Origin of the sequence: Sphingobacterium litopenaei (genome assembly GCF_014692495.1) — a bacterium.
Lineage (GTDB): Bacteria > Bacteroidota > Bacteroidia > Sphingobacteriales > Sphingobacteriaceae > Sphingobacterium > Sphingobacterium litopenaei.
In genome coordinates this window covers 44,603-67,605 of the sequence record NZ_JACOIJ010000014.1, presented here as the reverse complement: position 1 = coordinate 67,605, position 23,003 = coordinate 44,603, and the positions used below count along the sequence as shown (strand labels likewise).

The 23,003-nt window shown below is 37.5% G+C and carries 20 protein-coding genes; 15 read left to right on the top strand and 5 right to left on the bottom strand.

The genetic code is table 11. The annotated features are described in order from the left end of the window. The first annotated feature begins 185 nt into the window (after positions 1-185). On the top strand, positions 186-1,457 hold the full coding sequence (gene serS / locus H8B04_RS09030; RefSeq protein ID WP_165292253.1) for a serine--tRNA ligase: 1,272 nt from the start codon (positions 186-188) through the stop codon (positions 1,455-1,457). 146 nt (positions 1,458-1,603) lie between these two features. Here the strand turns inward: serS and H8B04_RS09025 are convergent, their stop codons facing one another. The 4 genes from H8B04_RS09025 to H8B04_RS09010 all read right to left on the bottom strand — a co-directional run bounded on the left by H8B04_RS09025 (position 1,604) and on the right by H8B04_RS09010 (position 5,769). Further along, positions 1,604-2,995: a LutB/LldF family L-lactate oxidation iron-sulfur protein gene (locus tag H8B04_RS09025; protein ID WP_190302139.1), complete on the bottom strand. Its 1,392-nt coding sequence runs from the start codon at positions 2,993-2,995 to the stop codon at positions 1,604-1,606. Positions 2,996-3,138: 143 nt separating this feature from the next. Then, positions 3,139-3,783 carry a response regulator transcription factor gene (locus H8B04_RS09020; protein ID WP_190302138.1) on the bottom strand — a complete coding sequence of 215 codons (645 nt, stop codon included), beginning with the start codon at positions 3,781-3,783 and terminating at the stop codon, positions 3,139-3,141. Continuing rightward, positions 3,765-4,559, bottom strand: a complete 795-nt coding sequence (locus H8B04_RS09015; RefSeq protein ID WP_190302137.1) for a sensor histidine kinase — start codon at positions 4,557-4,559, stop codon at positions 3,765-3,767. Before H8B04_RS09015 ends, H8B04_RS09020 begins: the two co-directional genes overlap by 19 nt. A gap of 652 nt (positions 4,560-5,211) precedes the next feature. Next, positions 5,212-5,769 carry an SH3 domain-containing protein gene (locus H8B04_RS09010; RefSeq protein WP_165292257.1) on the bottom strand — a complete coding sequence of 186 codons (558 nt, stop codon included), beginning with the start codon at positions 5,767-5,769 and terminating at the stop codon, positions 5,212-5,214. Positions 5,770-6,010: 241 nt separating this feature from the next. Between H8B04_RS09010 and H8B04_RS09005 the strand changes: the two genes are divergently transcribed. Both H8B04_RS09005 and H8B04_RS09000 read left to right on the top strand, forming a co-directional pair. Further along, complete coding sequence (locus tag H8B04_RS09005) at positions 6,011-6,304, top strand: DUF3667 domain-containing protein (protein ID WP_190302136.1); 294 nt, start codon at positions 6,011-6,013, stop codon at positions 6,302-6,304. Then, positions 6,297-6,776: a hypothetical protein gene (locus tag H8B04_RS09000; RefSeq protein ID WP_190302135.1), complete on the top strand. Its 480-nt coding sequence runs from the start codon at positions 6,297-6,299 to the stop codon at positions 6,774-6,776. Before H8B04_RS09005 ends, H8B04_RS09000 begins: the two co-directional genes overlap by 8 nt. A 73-nt stretch (positions 6,777-6,849) precedes the next feature. Here H8B04_RS09000 and aspS read toward each other — a convergent pair whose 3' ends face one another. Beyond that, the gene (gene aspS / locus H8B04_RS08995; RefSeq protein WP_190302134.1) at positions 6,850-8,604 is read right to left on the bottom strand and encodes an aspartate--tRNA ligase; all 1,755 of its coding nucleotides are present in this window, start codon (positions 8,602-8,604) and stop codon (positions 6,850-6,852) included. 405 nt (positions 8,605-9,009) lie between these two features. On the opposite strand from aspS, the gene mraZ reads away from it, so the two are divergent. The 12 genes from mraZ to ftsA are packed head-to-tail and all read left to right on the top strand — an operon-like array spanning position 9,010 to position 22,926. Next, complete coding sequence (mraZ, locus tag H8B04_RS08990; protein WP_190302133.1) at positions 9,010-9,483, top strand: division/cell wall cluster transcriptional repressor MraZ; 474 nt, start codon at positions 9,010-9,012, stop codon at positions 9,481-9,483. Then, positions 9,476-10,393, top strand: a complete 918-nt coding sequence (gene rsmH, locus H8B04_RS08985; protein WP_190302132.1) for a 16S rRNA (cytosine(1402)-N(4))-methyltransferase RsmH — start codon at positions 9,476-9,478, stop codon at positions 10,391-10,393. The genes mraZ and rsmH overlap by 8 nt, the downstream gene beginning before the upstream one ends. A gap of 11 nt (positions 10,394-10,404) precedes the next feature. Beyond that, the gene (locus H8B04_RS08980) at positions 10,405-10,815 is read left to right on the top strand and encodes an FtsL-like putative cell division protein (RefSeq protein WP_190302131.1); all 411 of its coding nucleotides are present in this window, start codon (positions 10,405-10,407) and stop codon (positions 10,813-10,815) included. 18 nt (positions 10,816-10,833) lie between these two features. Further along, on the top strand, positions 10,834-12,948 hold the full coding sequence (locus H8B04_RS08975) for a penicillin-binding protein (protein WP_190302130.1): 2,115 nt from the start codon (positions 10,834-10,836) through the stop codon (positions 12,946-12,948). A gap of 1 nt (position 12,949) precedes the next feature. Beyond that, complete coding sequence (locus tag H8B04_RS08970; protein WP_165291217.1) at positions 12,950-14,404, top strand: UDP-N-acetylmuramoyl-L-alanyl-D-glutamate--2,6-diaminopimelate ligase; 1,455 nt, start codon at positions 12,950-12,952, stop codon at positions 14,402-14,404. A gap of 8 nt (positions 14,405-14,412) precedes the next feature. Further along, on the top strand, positions 14,413-15,657 hold the full coding sequence (mraY, locus tag H8B04_RS08965; RefSeq protein WP_165291216.1) for a phospho-N-acetylmuramoyl-pentapeptide-transferase: 1,245 nt from the start codon (positions 14,413-14,415) through the stop codon (positions 15,655-15,657). Between the two features lies 1 nt (position 15,658). Continuing rightward, positions 15,659-17,032, top strand: a complete 1,374-nt coding sequence (gene murD, locus H8B04_RS08960) for a UDP-N-acetylmuramoyl-L-alanine--D-glutamate ligase (RefSeq protein ID WP_190302129.1) — start codon at positions 15,659-15,661, stop codon at positions 17,030-17,032. Positions 17,033-17,039: 7 nt separating this feature from the next. Beyond that, the gene (locus H8B04_RS08955; protein ID WP_165291214.1) at positions 17,040-18,260 is read left to right on the top strand and encodes an FtsW/RodA/SpoVE family cell cycle protein; all 1,221 of its coding nucleotides are present in this window, start codon (positions 17,040-17,042) and stop codon (positions 18,258-18,260) included. Between the two features lie 12 nt (positions 18,261-18,272). After that, complete coding sequence (gene murG / locus H8B04_RS08950; protein ID WP_190302128.1) at positions 18,273-19,367, top strand: undecaprenyldiphospho-muramoylpentapeptide beta-N-acetylglucosaminyltransferase; 1,095 nt, start codon at positions 18,273-18,275, stop codon at positions 19,365-19,367. A 7-nt stretch (positions 19,368-19,374) separates the two neighbouring features. After that, positions 19,375-20,727 carry a UDP-N-acetylmuramate--L-alanine ligase gene (gene murC / locus H8B04_RS08945; protein ID WP_190302145.1) on the top strand — a complete coding sequence of 451 codons (1,353 nt, stop codon included), beginning with the start codon at positions 19,375-19,377 and terminating at the stop codon, positions 20,725-20,727. A gap of 1 nt (position 20,728) precedes the next feature. Further along, positions 20,729-21,547, top strand: a complete 819-nt coding sequence (locus H8B04_RS08940) for an FtsQ-type POTRA domain-containing protein (RefSeq protein WP_190302127.1) — start codon at positions 20,729-20,731, stop codon at positions 21,545-21,547. A gap of 11 nt (positions 21,548-21,558) precedes the next feature. Then, positions 21,559-22,926 carry a cell division protein FtsA gene (ftsA, locus tag H8B04_RS08935; protein ID WP_165291211.1) on the top strand — a complete coding sequence of 456 codons (1,368 nt, stop codon included), beginning with the start codon at positions 21,559-21,561 and terminating at the stop codon, positions 22,924-22,926. Positions 22,927-23,003 lie beyond the last annotated feature (77 nt).

The following is a 23,003-nucleotide window of genomic DNA, read 5'->3' as shown; positions in this document are numbered from 1 at the left end:
AGATGTTCACAAAAAAGACTTAAACGGGGTGTTTAAGTCTTAAGAGGAAAGCTGTAATGGAAAAATTTATTCTAGTTGTTGATAAAACGCATATTAATATCTATTCGCTACATTGGATTTGTAGGAAAAATTACTGAATTGTAAATCGCAGTTTCTTATCTTTGTGCCGATAAACTCAAAATAATATGTTGCAGTTAAATTATATCCGTGAGAACAGGGATGCGGTTGTCGAGAGATTGGCCGTTAAGAATTTCAAAGATGTAGCTTTGGTTGATGAAATCATTAGCTTGGATGAACAACGTCGTAAGATTCAAAGTGAGTCTGACGCTATCGCTGCTGAAGCAAACTCCTCCGCAAAGCAAATCGGTGATTTGATGCGTCAAGGTAAAAAGGAAGAAGCAGAAGCTATTAAAGCAAAATCGTCTGGATATAAAGAGCAACAAAAGCAATTTGCCGAAAAATTAGCAGAGGTAGAAGCAACATTGAATGAGAAAATTGTGCTTTTACCAAACTTGCCGCACTCATCAGTTCCTGTCGGTGTTTCAGCAGAGGATAACGAAGTGGTTTTGACACATGGTGAAGTTCCTACTTTGACTGAAAGCAAATTGCCGCACTGGGAGTTATTGACAAAATATGATATTGTTGACTTAGAATTAGGTGTAAAAGTTACGGGAGCTGGTTTCCCAGTATATAAAGGAAAAGGTGCTCGTCTTCAACGTGCCTTGATTAACTTTTTCTTGGATCAAGCTGCAGAAGCAGGTTACAGGGAAGTGCAAGTTCCTATTGTGGTGAATGAAGCTTCAGCTTTTGCGACAGGACAACTTCCAGACAAAGAAGGTCAAATGTACCACGTAACGAACGATGATTTGTATTTGATCCCTACAGCGGAAGTCCCAGTTACGAATTTATACCGTGATGTAATCGTAAAAGAAGAGCAATTCCCGATCAGACATTGTGCCTATACACCATGTTTCCGACGTGAAGCTGGTTCTTATGGTGCGCACGTACGTGGATTGAACCGTCTTCACCAATTCGATAAAGTGGAAGCAGTGCAAATCGTACATCCTGATAAATCATACGAAGTATTGGAAGAAATGAGCCAATATGTACAGGGTTTGTTGCAAAAATTAGAATTGCCTTACCGCGTATTGCGTCTTTGTGGGGGAGATATGAGTTTCACTTCAGCGTTGACGTACGATATGGAGGTGTATTCAGCTGCACAAGAGCGTTGGTTAGAAGTTTCTTCAGTTTCAAACTTCGAAACTTTCCAGTCTAACCGTTTGAAAGTACGTTTCAAAAATGCGGATGGCAAAATGCAGTTAGCACATACGTTAAATGGCTCAGCATTGGCATTACCACGTATTGTGGCTTCCATCTTAGAAAATAATCAATCGGAAAAAGGAATTAAAATTCCTGCTGCATTGGTTCCTTACACAGGTTTTGAATATATTGACTAGGCTTTAAGTTTAAAGATAAAGAAAATGGGCTACAAATTATGTAGCCCATTTTTTGTGTTTTATATTTTGGGATTATTAATTATCCCCTTATTAATTGTCAATTTTATAGATTTCTCCTAAGGTCGAAATGACATATTATATTAATCCTATTTATCCTTATTTTTTTGATGTTCCTTCCATTGCTTAGCAAAAGATTTATTAGGGAATTCCGGTAATTCTCTATTATCTCCCCAAGCTTTTTTAAAGAAATTGCGCATAAAGAAGTTTTTCATTTTCCCGCCAAAGAAATCTATCCATTTACGTTTTTTGACAGCAAAAGAGAAACCTTTCCACAGACGTTGTTCGGAAGTAGGAGCAAGGTTTTCCTGTACAGAATCTCTGCGATTCAATAATAACATTTTTTGAATATCAATATTTACAGGACAGACCTCAGTACATTTTCCACATAGACTCGATGCGTAGGAAAGATGTTTGAATTCTTTCATTCCGTTAAGGTGTGGCGATATTAAAGATCCTATAGGTCCTTGGTATGTGGTTTCGTAGGTGTGACCACCGATATTTTGATAGATAGGGCATACATTTAAGCAGGCTCCACAACGAATACAATATAAACCTTGGCGTTGATCTTTTTTCTCTAATACATTGGTTCTGCCATTGTTCAATAGGACAACATACATTTCTTCTGGGCCATCGGTTTCTTCATCTTTTTTGGGACCGCTCAAAAGTGTGTTGTAAACCGTAAGATTTTGACCTGTTCCATGTGAAGCTAGCAGTGGCCAAAATAAATCTAATTCTGCCATGCTGGGAATTACCTTTTCAATTCCCACAACAGCGATATGTACTTTTGGAAAAGAAGTGGTTAAGCGAGCATTGCCTTCATTCTCGGTAATGGCTATACTCCCCGTATCAGCGACTAGAAAGTTAGCACCCGTAATTCCGATTTCCGCTGTAGTATATTTTTCGCGCAAGATTTCACGAGCCTTCATCGTCAATTGTTCTGCTGTAGCATCCAGTGGCGTATCGAACTTTTCATGGAAAAGTTTGGCAATTTCTTCCAAACTCAAATGCATAGCTGGCGTAACAAAATGGTAAGGTTTGTGATTCAGCAATTGAATGATGTATTCACCTAAGTCACTTTCGATGGGATCAATACCTTTTTTTTCTAAGAAATGATTCAATTCAATTTCTTCAGTAGCCATGGATTTGGATTTGATAACCGATGTAGCATTATGCTTTTCAAAAATCTTCCAAATCTCTTGACGGGCTTCCTCTGCATCATTTGCCCAGATTACTTTGCCTCCATTTGCGGTAAAGCGTGCTTCAAAATCCACTAAGTATTTATCGAGATTCTCAATCGTTCGCCATTTAATAAGATTAGCTTTCGCTTTAGAATTTTCTAAATTGAAAAACTTATTTTTCCCTCTTTCGAACGCCGTGTTGTATTTATCAATATTGTTAGTGATGATTTCGCGGTGACGAAGGTCGAAGGATTTGGCTGAACTGTCTTCTAAAAACTTATCTGCGATATTTTGCGCCATGCTGACTCTGCTTAATCTCCTACAAAAATAAAAGCTGGTTATATTCTAACCAACTTTTAAATATACCCGAAATTTTTAATTATTGTGTTTAATCATTCATAAAAAATCAAAAGAAGATTTTAGCATGACAGGCATGAAATAATTTATTCCAATCCGTATTTAAGAGCAAAAAGGACTAATCCGACACGGCTTTTTACTTCCAGTTTAATAAAAACGGCATCTCTGTAACCGTCTACAGTTTTAGGGCTTAAACACATTTTATCAGCTATTTCTTTATACGTGAGTTCGCTGCAAGCCCATTTTATGAATTCTTTTTCTCTTTCTTTCAGTTCAGAAATAATAGAACTAGATTTCATGTCTTCAATTTTTATTTTAAGAAGCTTTTGTGTGACAAAGTCCGTATAAAAGCTCCCTTTGTTTATTACATTTTCTATAGCTTGAAAAAATAAGTAAGGCTGCATGTCCTTTAGTAAGTAGCCTTTGGCGCCAGCTTTGAGCATTTTGATAATGACCTGTTCATCATCTTCCATTGTCAATGCGATAACTTTGATTTCTGGAAATCGTTCACTAAGCCACTGTGTAGTTTCTATACCATTTTTGTAGGGCATATTAATATCCATTAACACGACCTGAGGCAGTTCATTTGCGTTGGATAATGCTTGGATAAAATCTTCCCCATTGGCATTATTCATTACAACTTTGTATTTAGCGTCCTCCATGATCATATTTTCCAATGCTTTTGACATTAGCGTGTGATCGTCAACTATTGCTATTGGTATGTATTCCATGATATATTCTTTTTGTAGACAATTTTGGTTGTAGTGCCAGTGTGGGGTATGGAAATGACCTTAAAACTTGCGCCAAGTAATTTTGCACGTAGTTCCATATTCTTTAATCCCGACCCATCTTGCGCATGATCAATTTGAAACCCCTTTCCATTGTCATTGATTTCTATATTTAAAGTGTTGGGATCCTCTGTGATTGTAATTTTGACTTCTTTTGCTTTAGAATGCTTGAGTATATTGTTTAAACTTTCTTGAATTATGCGAAACAGAATCAAACTATGTTTAGCAGGAATATCTACATCATGATTGTTAAAAGAAAAATCAATATGTAAAAGTCTTAATTTTTCAATCCTCAAAACCTGATGTTCAATAGATTCTATTAATCCGAAATGAACGATTTGTTCGGTAATGAGGTTTTTGGACAGATTGCGAATATCTTGTATGCACTCACCCAAAAGCTCATTTAGTTCTATTAATTCTGTATGGTGAGCATCTTCAATTTTATTAAGTAGTTGATTATGTTTTAATCGAACGACAGATAATTTCTGTCCTAAATCATCGTGTAGCTCTTGTCCTATATAATTTAAAGTTTGTTCTTTAATTTCTACTTGTGTATTCGCTAATTCCTTTTCAAACCATATATCCTTTTCCTTTTGTTCAAGCATTAAAGTGGTTTTCTTCTTCAAAAATATTAAGTATAAAAAAAGCATGATAAATATCACTAGCAGCAACGTGGCTGTAGAAACTATTACCAAATTGTTTTCTTCTATATTTTCCATGTGCTACTTCCAACAATTGTGCTTATGCCATAATACTCCTCTTGCTATTATTAAGTTACTTACAATATTTAAAGATAAAAGAATGATGAAATAAAGTTGTTCCGAAATTGTATGTCTAAAATAGAATATCGGTATACTTCCAATAAAAAAAATGAGTAAAGACACAGAAATCCAAAATGGTAAATAGTGTTTGATATGAAGTATCTTATTAGAATTAAATGTTTGGTATAGAAATAAAATGATTGAAAATAATAATAGTAAAATATTGATGTATAGCCAATTAAAAGAAAAATTTAAAAAGGCATTTTGATTAATAATAATCTGTATTAGAATATTTAGTACAAAAAGTAGAATTATAGTGAACTGTATTTTACGTAATGGTTTTAAATACAGAAGTTTAAAGTAATAGAAAAGGTAAAGAAAAAATACAATAGTCAAAAAGCCTACAGTATAAAAAATATCTGTAGGCAATTTGGTCAATTTGAAATAAAAAAAGCAAAAAATATCAATGATAGAAAGAGTGGAATAACCTATAATAAATAGAAAATTTTCTTTCTTACTTTGTCTTTTGATACAGTATAATAATATCATTACAAAAACAGATATTAACATACTTATTATTTTGCCTAATTCTATGTTCGAATCAATCATATTATTGCATTCCTTCTGAAGGTACTTTTGGTGGTGGAGCTAAGTTTACAGCATTTATACCTGAGATAGTTGTAATATCCTCATTTCTCGATGTTGAAGTGCTAGTTAAGCTCTTAATGTTTTGGTTTTGTGACGTAGTTGTTTGTGTTGTAGGGACTATAAATATGGTTTGGTAACCAGCATAATCAGGGTTAGCCATTTTATCTTTAGGGTAATCCAAAGGGTATTTTCCCAAGTAAATGCGCAAGCCTAGATTTTCTAGCTGCTGTTTTTTAGCATTTTCTTTGACGTAATGGATATATCCTTCCAAATCTTCTAATGAGATCCAATACCACCTTGAATCTGGTTCTCCCTTTCGGAATTCTGTGAGAACTTTGTTATTCGTGTTGGAATATTCATCAAATAGCAAAGTGCCTTCCTTATAGTTAATAAGTTTTTTTTCATAAGAAGAAGAAAGTTTGTTTTCTTCTTGCCTGGGAGAGCAGCTAGGAGCCCACATACTGCCGAACAACAATATGCATAAGACATTGATGTTGCGACTTAAATTTCTCTGTTTCATAACGTTTGTTTGTTGGTGTAGTAATTTATATTAAAATAAACTATATATAAGGGTTTCTAAAAGGGGAAAAATCCTGTTTTTTAATAAATCATATTTCTCAAAAAGTAAAATATGAAGTGTGTTAATAGAAATCTTAATAAATCTTCTCTTCTTAGTATTGAAATGATTCGATTTTATGTTTTATAATAAAATCTTTTTTAAAATAAGTATTTTTGTTGCTCTAAACCCTTCTACCGTAAATATGAATTTCGATTCCACTACTTGTTTAAATTGCCATAAGGAAATCCATGGCAAATATTGTTCTCATTGTGGGCAAAGTGCTGACACGCATCGTTTGTCTTTGTCTCATTTTATAGCCCATGATGTGGTGCATGGCGTTTTTCATTTGGACAAAGGATTATTGTTTACTATTAAACAAGTGCTTACCAGACCGGGTTATGCAGCGATGGACTATATTGCAGGGAAACGAAAATCGTATTATAACTTTTTCTACCTCATATTTATTATTGGTCGGGTTTTATTCTTTAGTGAGTAAGTTTAATGGAAGTCTTTTTCCTGATTTGCAAGAAGTTGATATTGAAGATAAAACGGGGGTTAATGATTTTCTCCATAATTATAGCAAGGCGATATTAATTGCTTTTGTTCCTGTAATCTCCTTCAATAGTTATATGCTATATAAAAGAGTGAAGCTAAATTATCTGGAACACGTTATTGTGTCAGTTTTACCGTTCATTGGTGTCCTGTTGACTTTTATTGGGGCTAAACTTTTAGAACCTTTGGAGTTATTACGTTTTTCTGCGTTGGAGTCGGTTATTAGTTGGCTCCACTTTATTGCAATTCTTGTCTATACGAACCTATCATTCTATCAAGCTTTTAAAGGTTTTTACTCGAAGAAAGGCATATTCTTTAGATTTCTATTGTTCTGCTTTTTAGTATTTGTAGAAATCGTTGTCTTCTTTGTCGTGCTGATTGTCTTCTTTGGAGGAGGAGGGACGATAAGTATTTAATAAAATAATGTTGCAAAAATTAAAAGGCTGATTAATTTATATTAATCAGCCTTTCTTTTATGTTTAATAGCACTTAATCTTTCACAGCCAAGGCTAAACTTAATTCGTCTAATTGAGCTTGGTCAACTGGCGCAGGTGCATCAATCATCACATCGCGACCTGAATTGTTTTTAGGGAATGCGATGAAATCACGTATAGTTTCTTGACCACCTAAAATAGCTACCAAACGGTCTAAACCAAATGCCAAACCACCATGTGGAGGAGCTCCGTATTGGAAGGCATTCATTAAGAAACCGAATTGTTCTTGTGCTTGCTCAGCAGTAAATCCTAAATGTTTGAACATTAAAGCTTGTGTTTCTTTATCGTGGATACGGATAGAACCTCCACCGATTTCATTACCATTCAATACCAAATCATAAGCATTAGCACGAACTTTACCTGGATCAGTATCCAATAAGTGCATGTCTTCTGGTTTTGGTGAAGTGAATGGGTGGTGCATCGCGTGGTAACGATCTGTTTCTTCATCCCACTCCAATAACGGGAAGTCAACAACCCAAAGCGGAGCAAATTCATCTGGCTTACGTAAGCCCATACGGTTGCCCAATTCCATACGTAAAGCTGAAAGTTGAGCTCTTGTTTTGTTTGCCGGACCCGATAATACCAAAATCAAATCCCCCTCTTTAGCGCCTGTTGCTTCAGCCCATTTTGCTAAGTCAGCCTGATCGTAAAATTTATCTACAGAAGATTTGTATTGACCATTCGCCTCACATTTCACGTAAACCATACCTGAAGCGCCTACTTGAGGACGTTTTACCCAATCAATTAAAGTGTCGATTTCTTTACGCGTATAGGAAGCAGCGCCTGGTACCGCAATACCAACTACTAATTCAGCGTTGTTGAATACAGCAAACTCTTTGTGTTGTGCTACAGCGTTCAATTCACCGAACTTCATGCCGAAACGAATATCTGGTTTATCGTTACCGTATGTACGCATAGCCTCATCAAAAGTCATGCGTGGGAATTTTTCGATATCGATATTGTGAATTTTCTTTAATAAATGACGTGTCAAACCTTCGAATACGTTCAAGATATCTTCTTGCTCAATGAAAGACATTTCGCAGTCGATTTGTGTGAACTCAGGTTGTCGATCCGCACGTAAATCTTCATCACGGAAACATTTTACGATTTGGAAATAACGATCCATTCCCGCGACCATCAACAACTGTTTGAATGTTTGAGGAGATTGTGGTAACGCGTAAAATTGTCCTGGGTTCATTCGAGAAGGCACGACAAAGTCACGAGCTCCTTCTGGAGTTGATTTGATTAAATAAGGTGTTTCTACCTCACAGAAATCTAAATTGGATAAGTAGTTACGAACCTCTTGAGCTACTTTGTGGCGGAACAACAAGCTGTTTTTAACCGGATTACGACGTATGTCTAAGTAGCGATATTTCATACGAATATCTTCACCGCCATCAGTTTCGTCTTCAATAGTGAAAGGAGGAAGTTGCGCTTCGTTAAGAATAGTTAATTCATTTACCAAAACTTCAATTTCTCCTGTAGGAATATTACTGTTTTTAGATTCGCGTTCGATAACCGTACCTTTTACTTGGATTACGAATTCACGACCTAAAGATTTAGCCAATTGCATGACGCTAGCTTCTGTACGTGCTTCATCAAAGATCAATTGTGTGATTCCGTAGCGATCACGTAAATCCACCCAAATCATGAAACCTTTGTCGCGAGATTTTTGTACCCAACCAGCAAGAGTTACTTCCTTATTTACATCGGCGATTCGGAGTTCGCCGCAATTATGACTTCTATACATATTTATAAAGTAGAAAATATATCCTGCAAAATTATCGGTTTTAGCCGACAATAACGAATCCAATCTGAGAAATAAAATGGGGAGATTTTGAGTCTTTTTTTACGAAATATATGACACTTATTCTATCTACCACTTTCCCCCACTTACGCGAATATTATTCAACTTTCAGGTGTGAAAAGGAGTTAAAAAAGTTGTTTTGTTGCACAAAAATGACATTGTGGACTTTAAAAATTAACTTCTTGATTTTCAATAAAAATACGCCTGAATATCAGAAATAAGCGATTTTTTTAGGAGTTAATTGTAGCGGAAATTTGATGTGGAAAACTTTTTTGTGGGGGAATGTGGGAGTATGTGGGAGAAAGTGTATACTTTTACATTAAATTTGATTAGAGGTATAGACTAAAGATGAATTTTTTAATCGGAGAATACGAATGCAAGCTGGACGCCAAAGGAAGAATGGTGGTTCCTGCAGCGCTCAAGCGTCAGTTGCCTGACGTGGAGCGTGAAGGGCTTGTTGTTAATCGTGGCTTCGATGGAAATTTAGTGATTTATACTCGCGCCGAATGGAATAGGATCTTGTCGCAATTGGCAAGATTAAATCAGTTTCAGGCTAAGAACCGTGATTTCGTACGAAAATTTACGAGCGGAGCTATGGAATTGATGTTGGATTCTGCGGGTCGTGTGCTTTTGCCTAAGCCTTTGTTGGATTACGCGCAAGTGGGTTCTGATTTGGTGTTGGTGTGTAACCTAAGCAAAGTAGAGTTGTGGTCTAAAGCGAAGTACGACGAGAAGATGAATGCTATTTCTGAGGAAGACTTCTCGGATTTAGCGGAATCAGTAATGGGAGATTTTGATCTAGAAGGAGGTTTTAATGTCTAATGAACAAGTGTATCACGTGCCAGTAATGCTTCATGAATGCATGGAAGCTTTGGATATTAAGCCGGATGGGGTTTATGTAGATGTGACTTTCGGTGGTGGAGGTCATTCTCGTGAGATTTTAAAGCGATTAGGTCCTAAAGGTAAATTGATTGCTTTTGATCAAGATCCTGATGCAATAAATAATGCTATCGATGACGAACGTTTTGTGTTGGTTCATCAAAACTTTCGTTTCTTGAAAAACTACCTGCGCCTTGAAGGTGTGAAAGAAGTTGACGGGATCTTGGGTGATCTTGGGGTTTCTTCTCATCAATTTGATGATGCGGAACGTGGTTTTTCTATTCGCTTTGATGCGGATTTGGATATGCGTATGGATCAGGTGTCTGATTTGGATGCGCGAAAAGTATTGAATACTTATGCTGAAGAGGATTTGCATCGCATTTTCGGAATGTACGGAGAGGTACAAAATGCAAAATCTTTAGCCAAAACTATAGTTACTGCGCGATTAGCGAAAGAAATCAATACGGTAGCGGAACTGAAAGAGGTGATAAAAAAGATGGTGCCGAAAGGTAAAGAACATAAATATCATGCTCAGGTCTTTCAAGCGTTGCGTATTGAGGTAAATAAAGAATTGGAAGCTTTGCAAGAGTTTTTGCTGCAAAGTATTTCTGTTCTTAAAGAAGGTGGTCGTTTGGTAATTATGTCTTACCATTCTTTGGAAGATCGTTTGGTGAAAAATTTCATGTTGAAAGGGAAGTTTAAAGGTGAGGTGGAGAAAGACTTTTTTGGCAATGAGATAAAACCGTTCTGTGTAATCACACGCAAGGCGATTACAGCTTCTGAAGAAGAGTTGCAGAGAAATAACCGTTCGCGAAGTGCAAAATTGCGCGTTGCGGAAAAGATTGATAACTAGCTGGAAGCGTTATGGCGAGAAGAAATACGTTACGTAACGAAGAGCTGAGTGAAGATGTTCAAGAGGAAATCTCGGAGTCGGTAGAGGAGAAGGTGGAGGAAACACGTAGTTTTCTTCGTAATCTATTTTCACCGGCTAAATTGTCTACTTATTTAGTGACAAAGAATCTACCTTTTGGTGCTTTCTTAGCGTTATTAGCGTTGTTGTATATTTCGAATCGCCACTTAGCGGAGCGTACGGTGAGACAGATTGATCGTTTGGGTAGAGAGGTGAAAGAGTTGAGTTGGGATTATAAGTCGTTGTCTGCGGAGTTGATGAAATTGACTACGCAGTCGGAGATAGCCAAAAGAGCGGATACGCTTGGTTTGAAAGAGCGTACTGAGCCGCCAATTAAACTTGAGATTGTAAAAGAGGAAGAATAAGTAGGTTTATTACTTAGGATGAATATAAGGAAGTCCATATTAGTGCGTGTATACCTGGCTTTTGGCTTGATGGTATTTGGAGCTTTGGCAGTTTTTGCTAAGCTTTTGCACTTGCAGTATGTGGATGGAAATAAATGGAGAACGATAGCAGATAGTTTAACTATTCAAGAGCGCGTAGTTGAGGCGGCAAGGGGAAATATTTATTCGGTAGATGGTAGTCTGTTGGCTACTTCGGTTCCGGAATATGAAATTCGTTTTGATGCGATGTCGATTCCTGTAGAATACAATGAAGTTTTCAATAATAAAGTGGATTCGTTGGCATCAAAACTAGCGGGCTTCTTTAAAGATAAATCTTCTCGTCAGTATTTGACGATTTTAAAACAGGCGAGAAGTAAAAAACAACGTTATGTGTTGTTGAAACGTGCTGTTTCGCATCAAGATTTGAAGGTCTTAAAGACCTTTCCTTTGTTTAAAACGTTTAGAGAAGGGAAAAGAAGATACTCCAGCAGTTTGGTTGCGGTGCGACAAAACAAAAGAATTTTGCCTTTTACAAATCTTGCTGCTCGGACAATTGGTTACAAGAATGATGAGTTTAGAGTGGGGTTAGAAGGTGCTTACGGAGATTATATCGAAGGTACAAGTGGGGCACAAATGATGCAACGTATTGCGGGCGGTGTTTGGGTTCCATTGAATAGAGAGGTGGAGGTTGCGCCAGTTGATGGGTCGGATATTATTTCGACTATCGATGTGAATATGCAGGATATGGCACAACGCGCACTGGGTAAACAAATGGTTGTCAGTAATGCGGATGAGGGTTGTGTGGTGCTGATGGAAGTGCAAACTGGTGAAATTCGAGCTATAGCCAACTTTACCAAAGATAAGGACGGGGAGTATCGTGAGAAATTTAATTATGCGATAGCTCAGCGTGCTGATCCAGGATCGACATTTAAATTGGCTTCGTATTTAGCCTTGCTTGATGATAGGTATGTAGACACGACGACTAAGGTTGATATTGGAAACGGAACATATAAAGTTCCTTCGCACACCATTCGTGATTCGCATGCTCCGAAGAAGTCTATAGTTACGGTAAAAGAAGCTTTTGAGGAATCTTCTAACGTAGGGATTACCAAGTTGGTGAACCAGCATTACGGCGATAATCCATCGAAGTATACTTCGAAATTACATAGTTGGGGCTTACATGAGCCATTGCATTTGCAAATACCAGGAGAGGGAATTCCGGTTGTGAAAACTCCACAAAGTAAGTCCTGGAGTAAATTGTCTTTAATACAAATGGCTTACGGCTACGAACTTTTGTTGACACCATTACAGACGTTGACATTGTACAACGGGGTGGCAAATAATGGTAAAATGATTGCGCCGTTGTTTGTGAAAGAAATTAGACACTTGGGAAATACAGTTGAGCGTTTTGAAGCTCGCGTAATCAATAAGCAAATGGCGTCTCCGGAAGCTATTAGCAAAATGAAAGGAATGCTTGAAGGGGTGATGATTGAAGGTACGGGCAAGAAATTGACAAGTCCTTGGTATACAGCGGCCGGAAAAACGGGAACTGCGCAGATGGCGGATAATTCTCGTGGATACGGTGCTAGACGTTATCAATCCTCTTTTGCAGGGTATTTTCCAGCAGAGAATCCAAGGTACTCCATGATTGTGGTGATTCGTAATCCACGCAATGGATACTATGGTGGTTCGGTCGCTGGTCCGGTGTTCAAAGAATTAGCGGATATGGTGTATGCTAATGATATGAAATTGCATGGCACATTTGCGAATAAAGCTGTTAATACAGCTGGTTCACGTACGCCATTAACATTGAATGGTTCGAAAGAATCATCATTAAAGGTGTATCAAGCTTTAGGATTTAATCCTCAAAATTGGAATGTTATCAGTCAGGGCGACTCTGCGGTAGCTCATCAAGGTGTTCCATTTATGGAGGTAAATATAAAAGAAGGTTTAGTTCCAAATGTAAAAGGTATGGGCTTAGTCGATGCAATTTTTACAATGGAAAATGCAGGTTTTAAAACGAAAGTAGTTGGCAAAGGTAAAGTCATTGCGCAATCTTTAACACCTGGACAAAGATTGAAAATAGGTTCTAATGTATCACTAGAATTGAATTGATATGATATTAAAAGAGTTGTTGCACGCTATTCCTGTTTTGCAGGTGATTGGTTCACTTGACGTGGAGGTGAATGCTATTACGTTTGACACTAGACAAGTGCAGCAAGGTTCTCTTTTTGTAGCGGTGCGTGGTGTGCATACAGACGGTCATTTGTATTTAGCGAAAGCTATTGAGAGTAATGCGGCTGTAGTTGTGCTGGAAGATTTGCCAGAAGATATTAATTCAGAAGTTACCTACATTAAAGTAAGTGATAGCGCTTATGCTTTGGGAATTATTGCAGGTAATTTTTACGGTAATCCTTCTCAAAACTTGAAACTTGTTGGTGTGACAGGTACAAATGGTAAAACTACGGTAGCAACCTTATTATTCAATCTTTTTAAACAAATGGGCTATCATGTAGGATTGCTTTCAACTGTTGAAAATAGAATTGGTTCGACTGTAGTGCCAGCGACACATACCACTCCAGACCCGGTGGCTTTGAATAAGCTATTGTGTCAAATGGTGGATGATGGATGTGACTATTGTTTTATGGAGGTGAGTTCTCATGCAATTGTGCAGCAACGAATTGTAGGTTTGCGTTTTGCTGGTGGGATTTTCACCAACATTACACACGACCATTTAGATTTCCACGGCACATTTGATAACTATATCAAAGCGAAGAAAAAATTCTTTGATGATTTGGATGGTTTTGCATTTGCCTTGACGAATGTGGATGATAAAAACGGAAACGTAATGCTTCAGAATACATTTGCGCACCGTAAAACCTATGGTCTTCAAAATATGGCTGACTTTAAAGCGAAAGTATTGGAGTCACATTTTGATGGCATGTTGTTGCAAATTGATGCGCATGATTTGTGGGTGAAATTAGTAGGGGGATTTAATGCTTATAATCTATTAGCGGTATACGCTTCTGCTATTCTGTTGGAACAGGAAACACAAAAAGTATTAGTTGCTTTAAGTGAAATTTCAGGTGCGGAAGGAAGATTCGAAACGGTTCGTTCGAAATCGGGAATTGTTGGAATTGTGGATTATGCACATACGCCTGACGCGGTGGAAAATGTGTTAGAAACAGTAAAAGATTTACGTAACGCAGGTCAGCAAATCATCACGGTATTAGGTTGTGGTGGTGACAGAGATAAAACAAAACGTCCAGAAATGGCGAATGTGGCATTGAAATACAGTGATAAATTGATTATCACGTCTGATAATCCGCGTACTGAAGATCCTGTACAGATTATCAAAGATATGGAAGTGGGAATTTCGCCAGAGAAGAAGAAAAATACGTTTAGCATTACAGATCGTCGTGAAGCTATCCGTGCTGCGGTTCATTTGGCTAATCCTGGTGATATTGTGTTGGTAGCAGGAAAAGGACACGAAAAATATCAAGAAATAAATGGGGTGCGTCATCATTTTGATGATAGAGAGGAGTTGGAAAATACATTTAACGAACAATAAGGGGAACGATGTTATATTATTTATTTGATTGGCTACAAGAAAATTGGAAGATCCCAGGATCGGGATTGTTTCAATATATTTCGTTTCGTACTGCGATGGCGGTTATTTTATCGCTTATCATTACGACAGTTTATGGTAGCCGATTGATCCGATTATTGCACAAAAAACAAGTAGGTGAAACTATTCGCGATTTAGGTTTAGAGGGGGAGAAAACGAAACAAGGTACGCCAACGATGGGTGGTTTGATTATCATCGCTGGTATTTTGATTCCCACTTTACTGTTTGCAAAAATAGACAACATTTATATCATCATTATGATTGTTACCACTCTTTGGATGGGGGCAATTGGTTTCTTAGATGATTATATCAAAGTATTTAAAAAGAATAAAGAAGGTTTAGCAGGTCGTTTTAAGGTAGTTGGTCAAGTTGGCTTAGGAATTCTAATTGCTATTACAATGTATTTCCATCCGGATATTGTAGTTCGTGAGCAAGTTTTGAATCCTACTTCGGATAAACCTGTTGAAGTGGTGGTGAATCCTAGCACGGGCGAGACAACCTATGCGGATAATGTGAAGTCTACAAAAACAAATATTCCTTTTTACAAGGATAATGAGTTCGATTATTCTAAAGTATTGACTGTGATTGGTATAGATAATCCTTGGGCAACATTTGGGTTGTTCTTGGTTGTCGTTGTTTTCATTGTTACAGCCGTTTCCAATGGTGCAAACATTACCGATGGTATTGATGGTCTTGCGACGGGTACTTCCGCCATTATTGGTATAACCATAGCGATTTTGGCGTATGTTTCGGGTAACATTATTTTCTCTGACTACCTGAATATTATGTATATCCCTAATTCGGGTGAGCTGGTGATTTTTGCGGGAGCATTTGTGGGAGCGTGTACTGGATTTTTGTGGTACAATGCTTTTCCTGCGCAAGTCTTCATGGGAGATACAGGGTCATTAGCTATCGGTGGTATTATTGCGGCATTTGCGATTTTGATTCGTAAAGAATTGTTAATTCCAATCTTATGTGGTGTGTTTTTGATCGAAAATCTTTCTGTGATTTTACAAGTATCGTACTTCAAATACACCAAGAAAAGATTTGGTGAAGGCAGACGAATCTTTTTGATGTCGCCATTACATCACCATTATCAAAAGAAAGGTTATCACGAGGCTAAAATCGTTACGCGTTTTGTAATTGTGGGGGTGATCTTAGCGATTTTGACAATAGTAACATTAAAAGTTAGATAATATGGGAAATATAGCAAATACCTATTATCCGCAGTCGGGACGTTTGGTAATCCTTGGAGCAGGTGAAAGCGGAGTTGGAGCTGCCATATTGGGTAAAGACAAAGGCTTTGATGTTTTTGTATCGGATATGGGGAGTATTGCTGATTCATATCAAGCAATATTAGAAGAAGAAGGAATTGCTTTTGAATCTGGACAGCATACAGAAGATTTGATTTTGAATGCTGCTGTTATTGTCAAAAGTCCCGGTATTCCTGAAAAGGCGCCTTTGATTAAGAAGCTTCGTTCTTTGAATATACCTGTGATCTCAGAAATTGAGTTTGCAGCACAATATACAGATGCAAAATTAATTTGTATCACAGGGTCAAATGGTAAGTCGACGACGACAATGTTGACCTATTACATGCTCCAAAAAGCGGGACAAAATGTAGGTCTTGCGGGTAACATTGGCAAAAGCTTCGCTTTGCAGGTGGCTCGTGAATCTTATGATACGTATGTGTTAGAAATTTCCAGTTTTATGTTGGATGATATGTATCATTTCCGTGCGGATGTAGCCGTGATATTAAATATTACACCGGACCATTTGGACCGCTATGAATACAAGATGGAGAATTATGTGAATTCTAAATTCCGCATGATTCAAAATCAATTTCCTGAAGACTATTTCATCTACTGTTTGGATGATGAAGAAACGGTAAAAGCGTTGCCAAGATTTGAAATAAAAGCACAGCAATTGCCTATGACACAAGAGCAGATTGTTGAAATCGGTGCTTATTTGGACGAAAATAAAAATGTGAAAATTAACTTACCTAATAGAGACGAGTTTGAGATGAATATTGAAGAGTTATCATTACAAGGAAAGCACAATGTCTATAATAATATGGCATCTGGCTTAATTGCCAAAGTGCAAGAATTACGCAACCAAAGCATGAAAGAAAGCATGGGATCGTATGTGAATATTGAGCATAGATTAGAACATGTCGCGCTGATTGGTGGTGTAAATTACATTAACGATTCTAAGGCTACGAATGTGAATTCCGTGTGGTACGCTTTGGAAAGCTTCTCTACAAACATCGTTCTGTTATTAGGTGGAGTAGATAAAGGAAACGATTACGATATGCTTCGTGATTTGGTAAAACAAAAAGTAAAAGCAATTATCTGTATCGGTAAAGACACTTCTCGTATTCACGATGCTTTCGAAGATGAAGTTGAGGTAATTGTAAACAGTTCTTCGATGGATGACGCTGTAAACATTGCATCGCATATTGCAGAAAAAGGTGATACTGTATTGTTGTCTCCAGCTTGTGCAAGTTTCGATTGGTTCAAAAATTACGAAGAAAGAGGCGATAAATTTAAGGAAGCTGTAATGGCATTATAGTTTAGTTATGGAGCAAATCTTTTCAAAACTAAAAGGCGATAAATGGATCTGGATTATCGTGATAATCTTATCAGGATGGTCTTTGCTTGCTGTATATAGTTCGGTAGGTACTTTGGCTTATAAAGAAGGCAAAGGAACAGAATTGTATTTGGTGAAGCACTTCTCCATTATTGCTGTGGGTTTAGTTTTGATGTATTTGTCTCATAAACTCGATTACAGATGGTACGCTGGTATATCGAAAATCTTAATGGTAATTACTATTCCATTGTTGTTTTATACGTTGATTTTCGGTAACAATGTGAACGACGCTTCACGTTGGGTTACCATTCCAGTAATTAATCAGACCTTTCAAACATCCGATTTAGCAAAATTGGCTTTGATTACGTTTTTGGCGCGAATGCTTTCACGTAAAGCGCACGAAATTAAGGATTTGAAAAAATCATTTATCCCAATCATGGGAACTGTTTGTGCGGTTTTTGTTTTGATTGCATGGGCCAATTTATCGACAGCATTGATGTTGTTTGGAACGAGTGTATTGTTGCTGTTGATAGGTCGTGTAAGTGCAAAGCAAATTGGAATTGTATGTGTGGGCGGAGGAGTGCTTTTGGCGCTGGTTATTCTATTAGGTCCTCGCCGTGCTACATATATGAGCCGTATTGAAGGTTTCTTCAAAACAGAAAAAGTGGATGGTGTTGCTGCGACAGTGCCATTTCAAGAAGATAAAAACTTCCAAGCTAATAATGCAAAAATTGCGATAGCAACAGGCGGTTTGTTTGGAAAAGGACCAGGAAATAGTATTCAACGTAATGTGTTGCCGCACCCATATTCGGATTTCATCTTTGCAATCATTATCGAAGAATATGGAACTATTGGTGGAGTCATTTTGATCATGCTGTATTTGGCTTTGATGTATCGTGTGATTCGTATTGTGACATTAAGTCCGCGAGCGTTCGGTGCTTTTTTGGCGGCAGGATTAGGATTTAGTCTGACTATTCAGGCCTTAGCAAATATGGCGGTAGCTGTTGGTTTAGGACCAGTAACAGGGGTGCCATTGCCATTGGTAAGTATGGGTGGTACGTCGATATTATTTACAAGTGTTGCATTAGGTATTATTCTTTCGGTAAGTAGAAGTATCGAGGAATTAAAAAATAAAGAGGAGTTGCAGGAAGGTAATATTACTGCTCCAAAAACAGCTTCTCCTAAAAAAGTGGTAGTAGGTACAGTATAAAGAAAATTGATTATGGCGCATAAAGTAATCATAAGTGGTGGTGGAACTGGAGGGCATATCTTTCCGGCAATTGCAATAGCGAATGCCTTGCGCCGTATCGAACCTGATATTGAGATCTTATTTGTAGGTGCAAACGGTAAGATGGAAATGGAGAAAGTACCTGCTGCTGGATATACAATCGTTGGGTTAGATATTCAAGGTTTTAATCGTTCTTCATTATTGAAGAACATTTCTCTTCCTTTCAAAATGATTAATAGTCTGTTGAAAGCGAGAAAAATAATAAAGGATTTCAAAGCCGATGTTGCAGTAGGTGTTGGTGGATATGCTTCAGGTCCATTGTTGATGATGGCAAACATGATGGGCTTGCCTACGTTGATCCAGGAGCAAAATTCTTTTGCAGGTAAGACGAATAAGAGTTTAGGAGGTAAGGCAAAGAAAGTTTGCGTAGCCTATGAAGGTATGGACAAGTTTTTTCCTGCGGAAAAAGTGTTGTTGACAGGAAATCCCATTCGTCGTCCTTCGGTAGATATCGAAGGCAAAAAAGGCGAAGCATTGGTTTTCTTTGAGTTGGAAGCAGGAAAGAAAACAATTCTGGTAACAGGAGGAAGTCTTGGGGCTGGAACATTGAATGACTGTGTTAAGCAAGCATTTGAAAAATTCAAAGACGCAGATGTGCAAGTCATTTGGCAGTGTGGAAGCTATTATCATGAAACATTGAATAAAGAAATTCAAGATTTACCTTACAATGTGAAAATGATGCCGTTTTTACAACGTATGGATTATGCATATGCCGCTGCCGATTTGATTATCGCGAGAGCGGGTGCTGGTACAATTTCAGAATTGTGCGTAGTAGGCAAACCCGTGATTTTGGTGCCATCACCGAATGTTGCCGAAGATCACCAAACTAAAAATGCAATGGCATTAGTGAATAAAAATGCCGCATTGATAGTGAAAGATGTAGAAGCTCGTCATCATTTAGTAGACAAAGCTTTAGCATTATTGAAGGATGAAAGTAAAATGAACGACTTAGAAGATAACATCAAAAGGCTAGCCTTATTGGATGCAGATGATGTAATTGCTCATGAGGTTTTAAAAATAATAAAATAAGGGAATGATAAATATTGATCAAGTAAAGCAAGTTTATCTTATCGGTATCGGTGGTATTGGTATGAGTGGTTTGGCACGTTACTTCCAACATTTGGGATGTAAAGTGTCGGGTTATGATCGTACAGAGACAGATTTAACTATTGCCTTAGTAGAAGAAGGTATTGATATTATTTATCAAGATGACGCGAGTTTAATTCCTTCGGGATTTGCTCAACCTTCGGAAGAAAGTTTAGTGATTTTCACACCTGCTATTCCAAAGGATTCGAAAATCAAGCATTATTTTATTGATAAAGGATTTGAGCTTTTTAAGCGTTCGCAAGTTTTAGGTTTTATCAGTGCGAGCCGTTTCACTATTGGTGTAGCAGGTACGCATGGTAAGACGACGACTTCGACTATGATTGCCCATATCTTGAAAGATTCTGGATATGATTGTTCGGCTTTCTTAGGTGGTATTAGTTCTAATTATAATACGAATGTATTGTACGGAAATAATAATGTAGTCGTAGTTGAAGCGGATGAGTACGATCGTTCATTCTTGACGTTGCATCCAAATATTGCAGTTGTGACTTCTGCCGATGCTGATCACTTGGATATTTACGGAGATGAATCGCATTTGATCGAGTCATTTCAAATGTATTTAGACAGAGTGGTAGAAGGTGGTCATCGTATCGTGAAAAAAGGATTGCCATTCTCTGGAGATATTTCTTATTCAAAAGACGAGCAAGCGGATGCGCATGCAGAGAATATTAAAGTAGTGGATGGCGAATTCTATTTTGATTATGTTAAAGGGGATTTTCGTCTCGAGCATATCAAAATGGGAATTGCGGGGCTTCACAATATTGAAAATGCTGTGGCAGCTATTACAGTTGCTTTGTTACTTAAGATTGAACAAGATAAAATTGTTGCAGCATTAGCGAATTTTAGAGGAGCTAAAAGACGTTTTGAATATATCGTTCGTAACGAAAAGTCAATTTATATAGATGATTATGCACACCATCCAGAAGAGTTGCGCGCATTTTTATCATCCTTGCATAAGTTGTACCCTAATAAAAAACTAACAGTGGTATTCCAGCCACACTTATTCTCACGTACGCGTGATTTCGTGGATGGATTTGCTGAAGTTTTGGGTATGGCGGACGAATTATTGTTGATGGAAATTTACCCAGCGCGTGAATTACCCATTGAAGGTGTTACTTCTTCTTGGTTATTGGATAAAGTAAAATCAGACAACAAGCGCGTGGTATCTCCAGAGGAAGTGTTGGGTTTCATCAAAAATGAAAAGCCAGAATTAGTAGTAACGGTAGGAGCAGGAGATATTGATAGATTAATAAAACCATTGAAAGCAATTTTAGAACAATAATATGAAGAATATCAGATGGGGGCTAGTTTTCTATACTTTCCTTGGCATTGCGGCCTTGGCTGGTTTGATCGTGCTCATGAGTCTGATTAATCATAAAGATGCTGCTCAGGTTTGCAAATCTTTGAAAGTAAATGTGGAAGGTAAAGAAACTTTTATTGACCAACATGATATTTCAAAAATGATTAACAATCAATTCGGTACCATTACAGGTAAAGAATTGAAAACTATAAAGTTTGAAGAAATAGAACAAGCTATTGAAAAGTTACCATATGTGTCAAATGCCGAGATTCATACCGACATGGATGGGACAGTCAATGTCAATGTTCGACAGCGTGAAGTCGTTTTGCGTGTGATTAACCAGGATGGACGCGAGTTTTATGTGGATACAAAGGGACATAAAATTCCAGTAACATTGAAATATGTGCCCCATGTGTTGGTGGCTAATGGTAAAATCCGTGAAAGTTACACGAAGCCGTTGGAGCAAGTAGAAACCAAAATGGTGAAAGACCTAGTCCACATCGTGGACCATGTGAAGGGCAATGATTTGTGGGAAAATCAGATTGTTCAGATTTATGTTAATGAACAGAATGATATTGAATTAATTCCACGTGTAGGCAAAGAAGTGTTGGTTGTCGGCTCAGCAGATTCTTTGGATTACAAACTCAAAAGATTGGAAATGTATTATAAAAATATATTGCCAAAAGTAGGAACAGAAGCGTACGCTAAAGTGAATGTGAAGTACGGCGGACAAATCATCTGTGAACGGAGAGAAGGATGGTACATGGATAGCTTGCAGATGAAAATTAACATGAAAAATTAAAAATACAGCATATGAAACCAAGAATTACAGACAATGAAAAAGAAAATCCGATCATCGTTGGTTTAGATATCGGTACGACAAAGATTTGTGTTACTGTAGGACGACGCAGTGGTACAAACAAAATTGAATTATTAGGTGTGGGTAAGGCAGAATCTGCTGGTGTGAACCGTGGGGTGGTTGCTAATATTCAAAAGACTGTATTTAGTATCCGTGAAGCTGTTTCTTTGGCAGAAGGACAGTCCAATGTGGATATTAAAGTAGTTAATGTTGGTATCGCCGGTCAACATATCAAAAGTATTCAACATCGTGGTATTTTAACTAAGAACGATGATGATGAAATCAACCGTATGGATGTAGAGCGTTTGATTTCTGATATGTATAAATTGGTTTTGCCTCCGGGTGAAGAAATTATTCATGTGTTGCCTCAAGAGTTTACGATTGATAATGAACCAGGTATCAAAGAACCAATTGGGATGGCTGGTCGTCGCATGGAAGCTAATTTCCATATCATCTCAGGTCGTGTAACTGATATTAAAAACATCAAGAAATGTGTGGATAACTCTGATTTAGAGGTATCTTCATTAGTACTTGAGCCGTTAGCATCATCCGAAGCTGTATTGGATGAAGAAGAAAAAATGGCTGGTGTAGTTCTTGTTGATATTGGTGGTGGTACTACTGATGTGGCAATTTTCCACGAAGGTATTATCCGTCATACTGCTGTAATTCCATTAGGAGGTAATATTGTCACAGAAGATATTCGTCAAGGTTGTGCTGTCCTTAGAAATCAAGCTGAGCAATTAAAAGTAAGATACGGATCAGCTTTAGCTGATGAAAATAAAGAAAACGAAGTTATCTGCGTTCCAGGTATTCGTGGTCGTGATTCGAAAGAAATCTCCGTTAAAAATTTAGCTTACATCATACAAGCTAGAATGGAAGAGATCATTGAGCACGTGTATTACGAAATTAAATCTTCTGGTTATGAGGATAAATTAATTGCTGGTATCGTGATTACAGGTGGTGGTGCGCAATTGAAACACTTGGTTCAATTGGTAGAGTACATCACAGGTATCGATTGTCGTATTGGTTATCCAAATGAATATTTGGCGAAAACTGACATGTTGAACAAACAAACATTGGAAGAGATGAAATCCCCAATGTATGCGACAAGTATTGGTTTGTTGATTAAAGGTATTCAAGCTGTCGAAGACGAGCAAGAAATGGCTTTTGAAGAGCGTGAGCTTAAAAAACCACGTAAAGAGCAAGTGAAAGAAATTGCCGACAAACAAAGCAAAAAAGAGAGTTGGTTTACAAAAATTATCTCAGAATTTATCAAGGATAATCAAGAAATAGACGACGAAACTTTTATCGGGAAAAAATAATTTTTCCACAACGGAATGAGTTTTCCACAATTTCACAAATGTGGAAAACTCTTGTTAAGATTTTGGTATTATTACAT

Coding starts and splice junctions, on each gene's coding strand:
- murG (WP_190302128.1), top strand. CDS start 18,273: ATGGCGCATAAAGTAATCATAAGTGGTGGTGGAACTGGAGGGCATATC.
- murD (WP_190302129.1), top strand. CDS start 15,659: ATGGGAAATATAGCAAATACCTATTATCCGCAGTCGGGACGTTTGGTA.
- H8B04_RS09005 (WP_190302136.1), top strand. CDS start 6,011: ATGAATTTCGATTCCACTACTTGTTTAAATTGCCATAAGGAAATCCAT.
- serS (WP_165292253.1), top strand. CDS start 186: ATGTTGCAGTTAAATTATATCCGTGAGAACAGGGATGCGGTTGTCGAG.
- ftsA (WP_165291211.1), top strand. CDS start 21,559: ATGAAACCAAGAATTACAGACAATGAAAAAGAAAATCCGATCATCGTT.
- aspS (WP_190302134.1), bottom strand. CDS start 8,604: ATGTATAGAAGTCATAATTGCGGCGAACTCCGAATCGCCGATGTAAAT.
- H8B04_RS08975 (WP_190302130.1), top strand. CDS start 10,834: ATGAATATAAGGAAGTCCATATTAGTGCGTGTATACCTGGCTTTTGGC.
- H8B04_RS09025 (WP_190302139.1), bottom strand. CDS start 2,995: ATGGCGCAAAATATCGCAGATAAGTTTTTAGAAGACAGTTCAGCCAAA.
- H8B04_RS08940 (WP_190302127.1), top strand. CDS start 20,729: ATGAAGAATATCAGATGGGGGCTAGTTTTCTATACTTTCCTTGGCATT.
- rsmH (WP_190302132.1), top strand. CDS start 9,476: ATGTCTAATGAACAAGTGTATCACGTGCCAGTAATGCTTCATGAATGC.
- H8B04_RS09020 (WP_190302138.1), bottom strand. CDS start 3,783: ATGGAATACATACCAATAGCAATAGTTGACGATCACACGCTAATGTCA.
- H8B04_RS08955 (WP_165291214.1), top strand. CDS start 17,040: ATGGAGCAAATCTTTTCAAAACTAAAAGGCGATAAATGGATCTGGATT.
- H8B04_RS08970 (WP_165291217.1), top strand. CDS start 12,950: ATGATATTAAAAGAGTTGTTGCACGCTATTCCTGTTTTGCAGGTGATT.
- H8B04_RS08980 (WP_190302131.1), top strand. CDS start 10,405: ATGGCGAGAAGAAATACGTTACGTAACGAAGAGCTGAGTGAAGATGTT.
- mraY (WP_165291216.1), top strand. CDS start 14,413: ATGTTATATTATTTATTTGATTGGCTACAAGAAAATTGGAAGATCCCA.
- H8B04_RS09015 (WP_190302137.1), bottom strand. CDS start 4,559: ATGGAAAATATAGAAGAAAACAATTTGGTAATAGTTTCTACAGCCACG.
- H8B04_RS09010 (WP_165292257.1), bottom strand. CDS start 5,769: ATGAAACAGAGAAATTTAAGTCGCAACATCAATGTCTTATGCATATTG.
- mraZ (WP_190302133.1), top strand. CDS start 9,010: ATGAATTTTTTAATCGGAGAATACGAATGCAAGCTGGACGCCAAAGGA.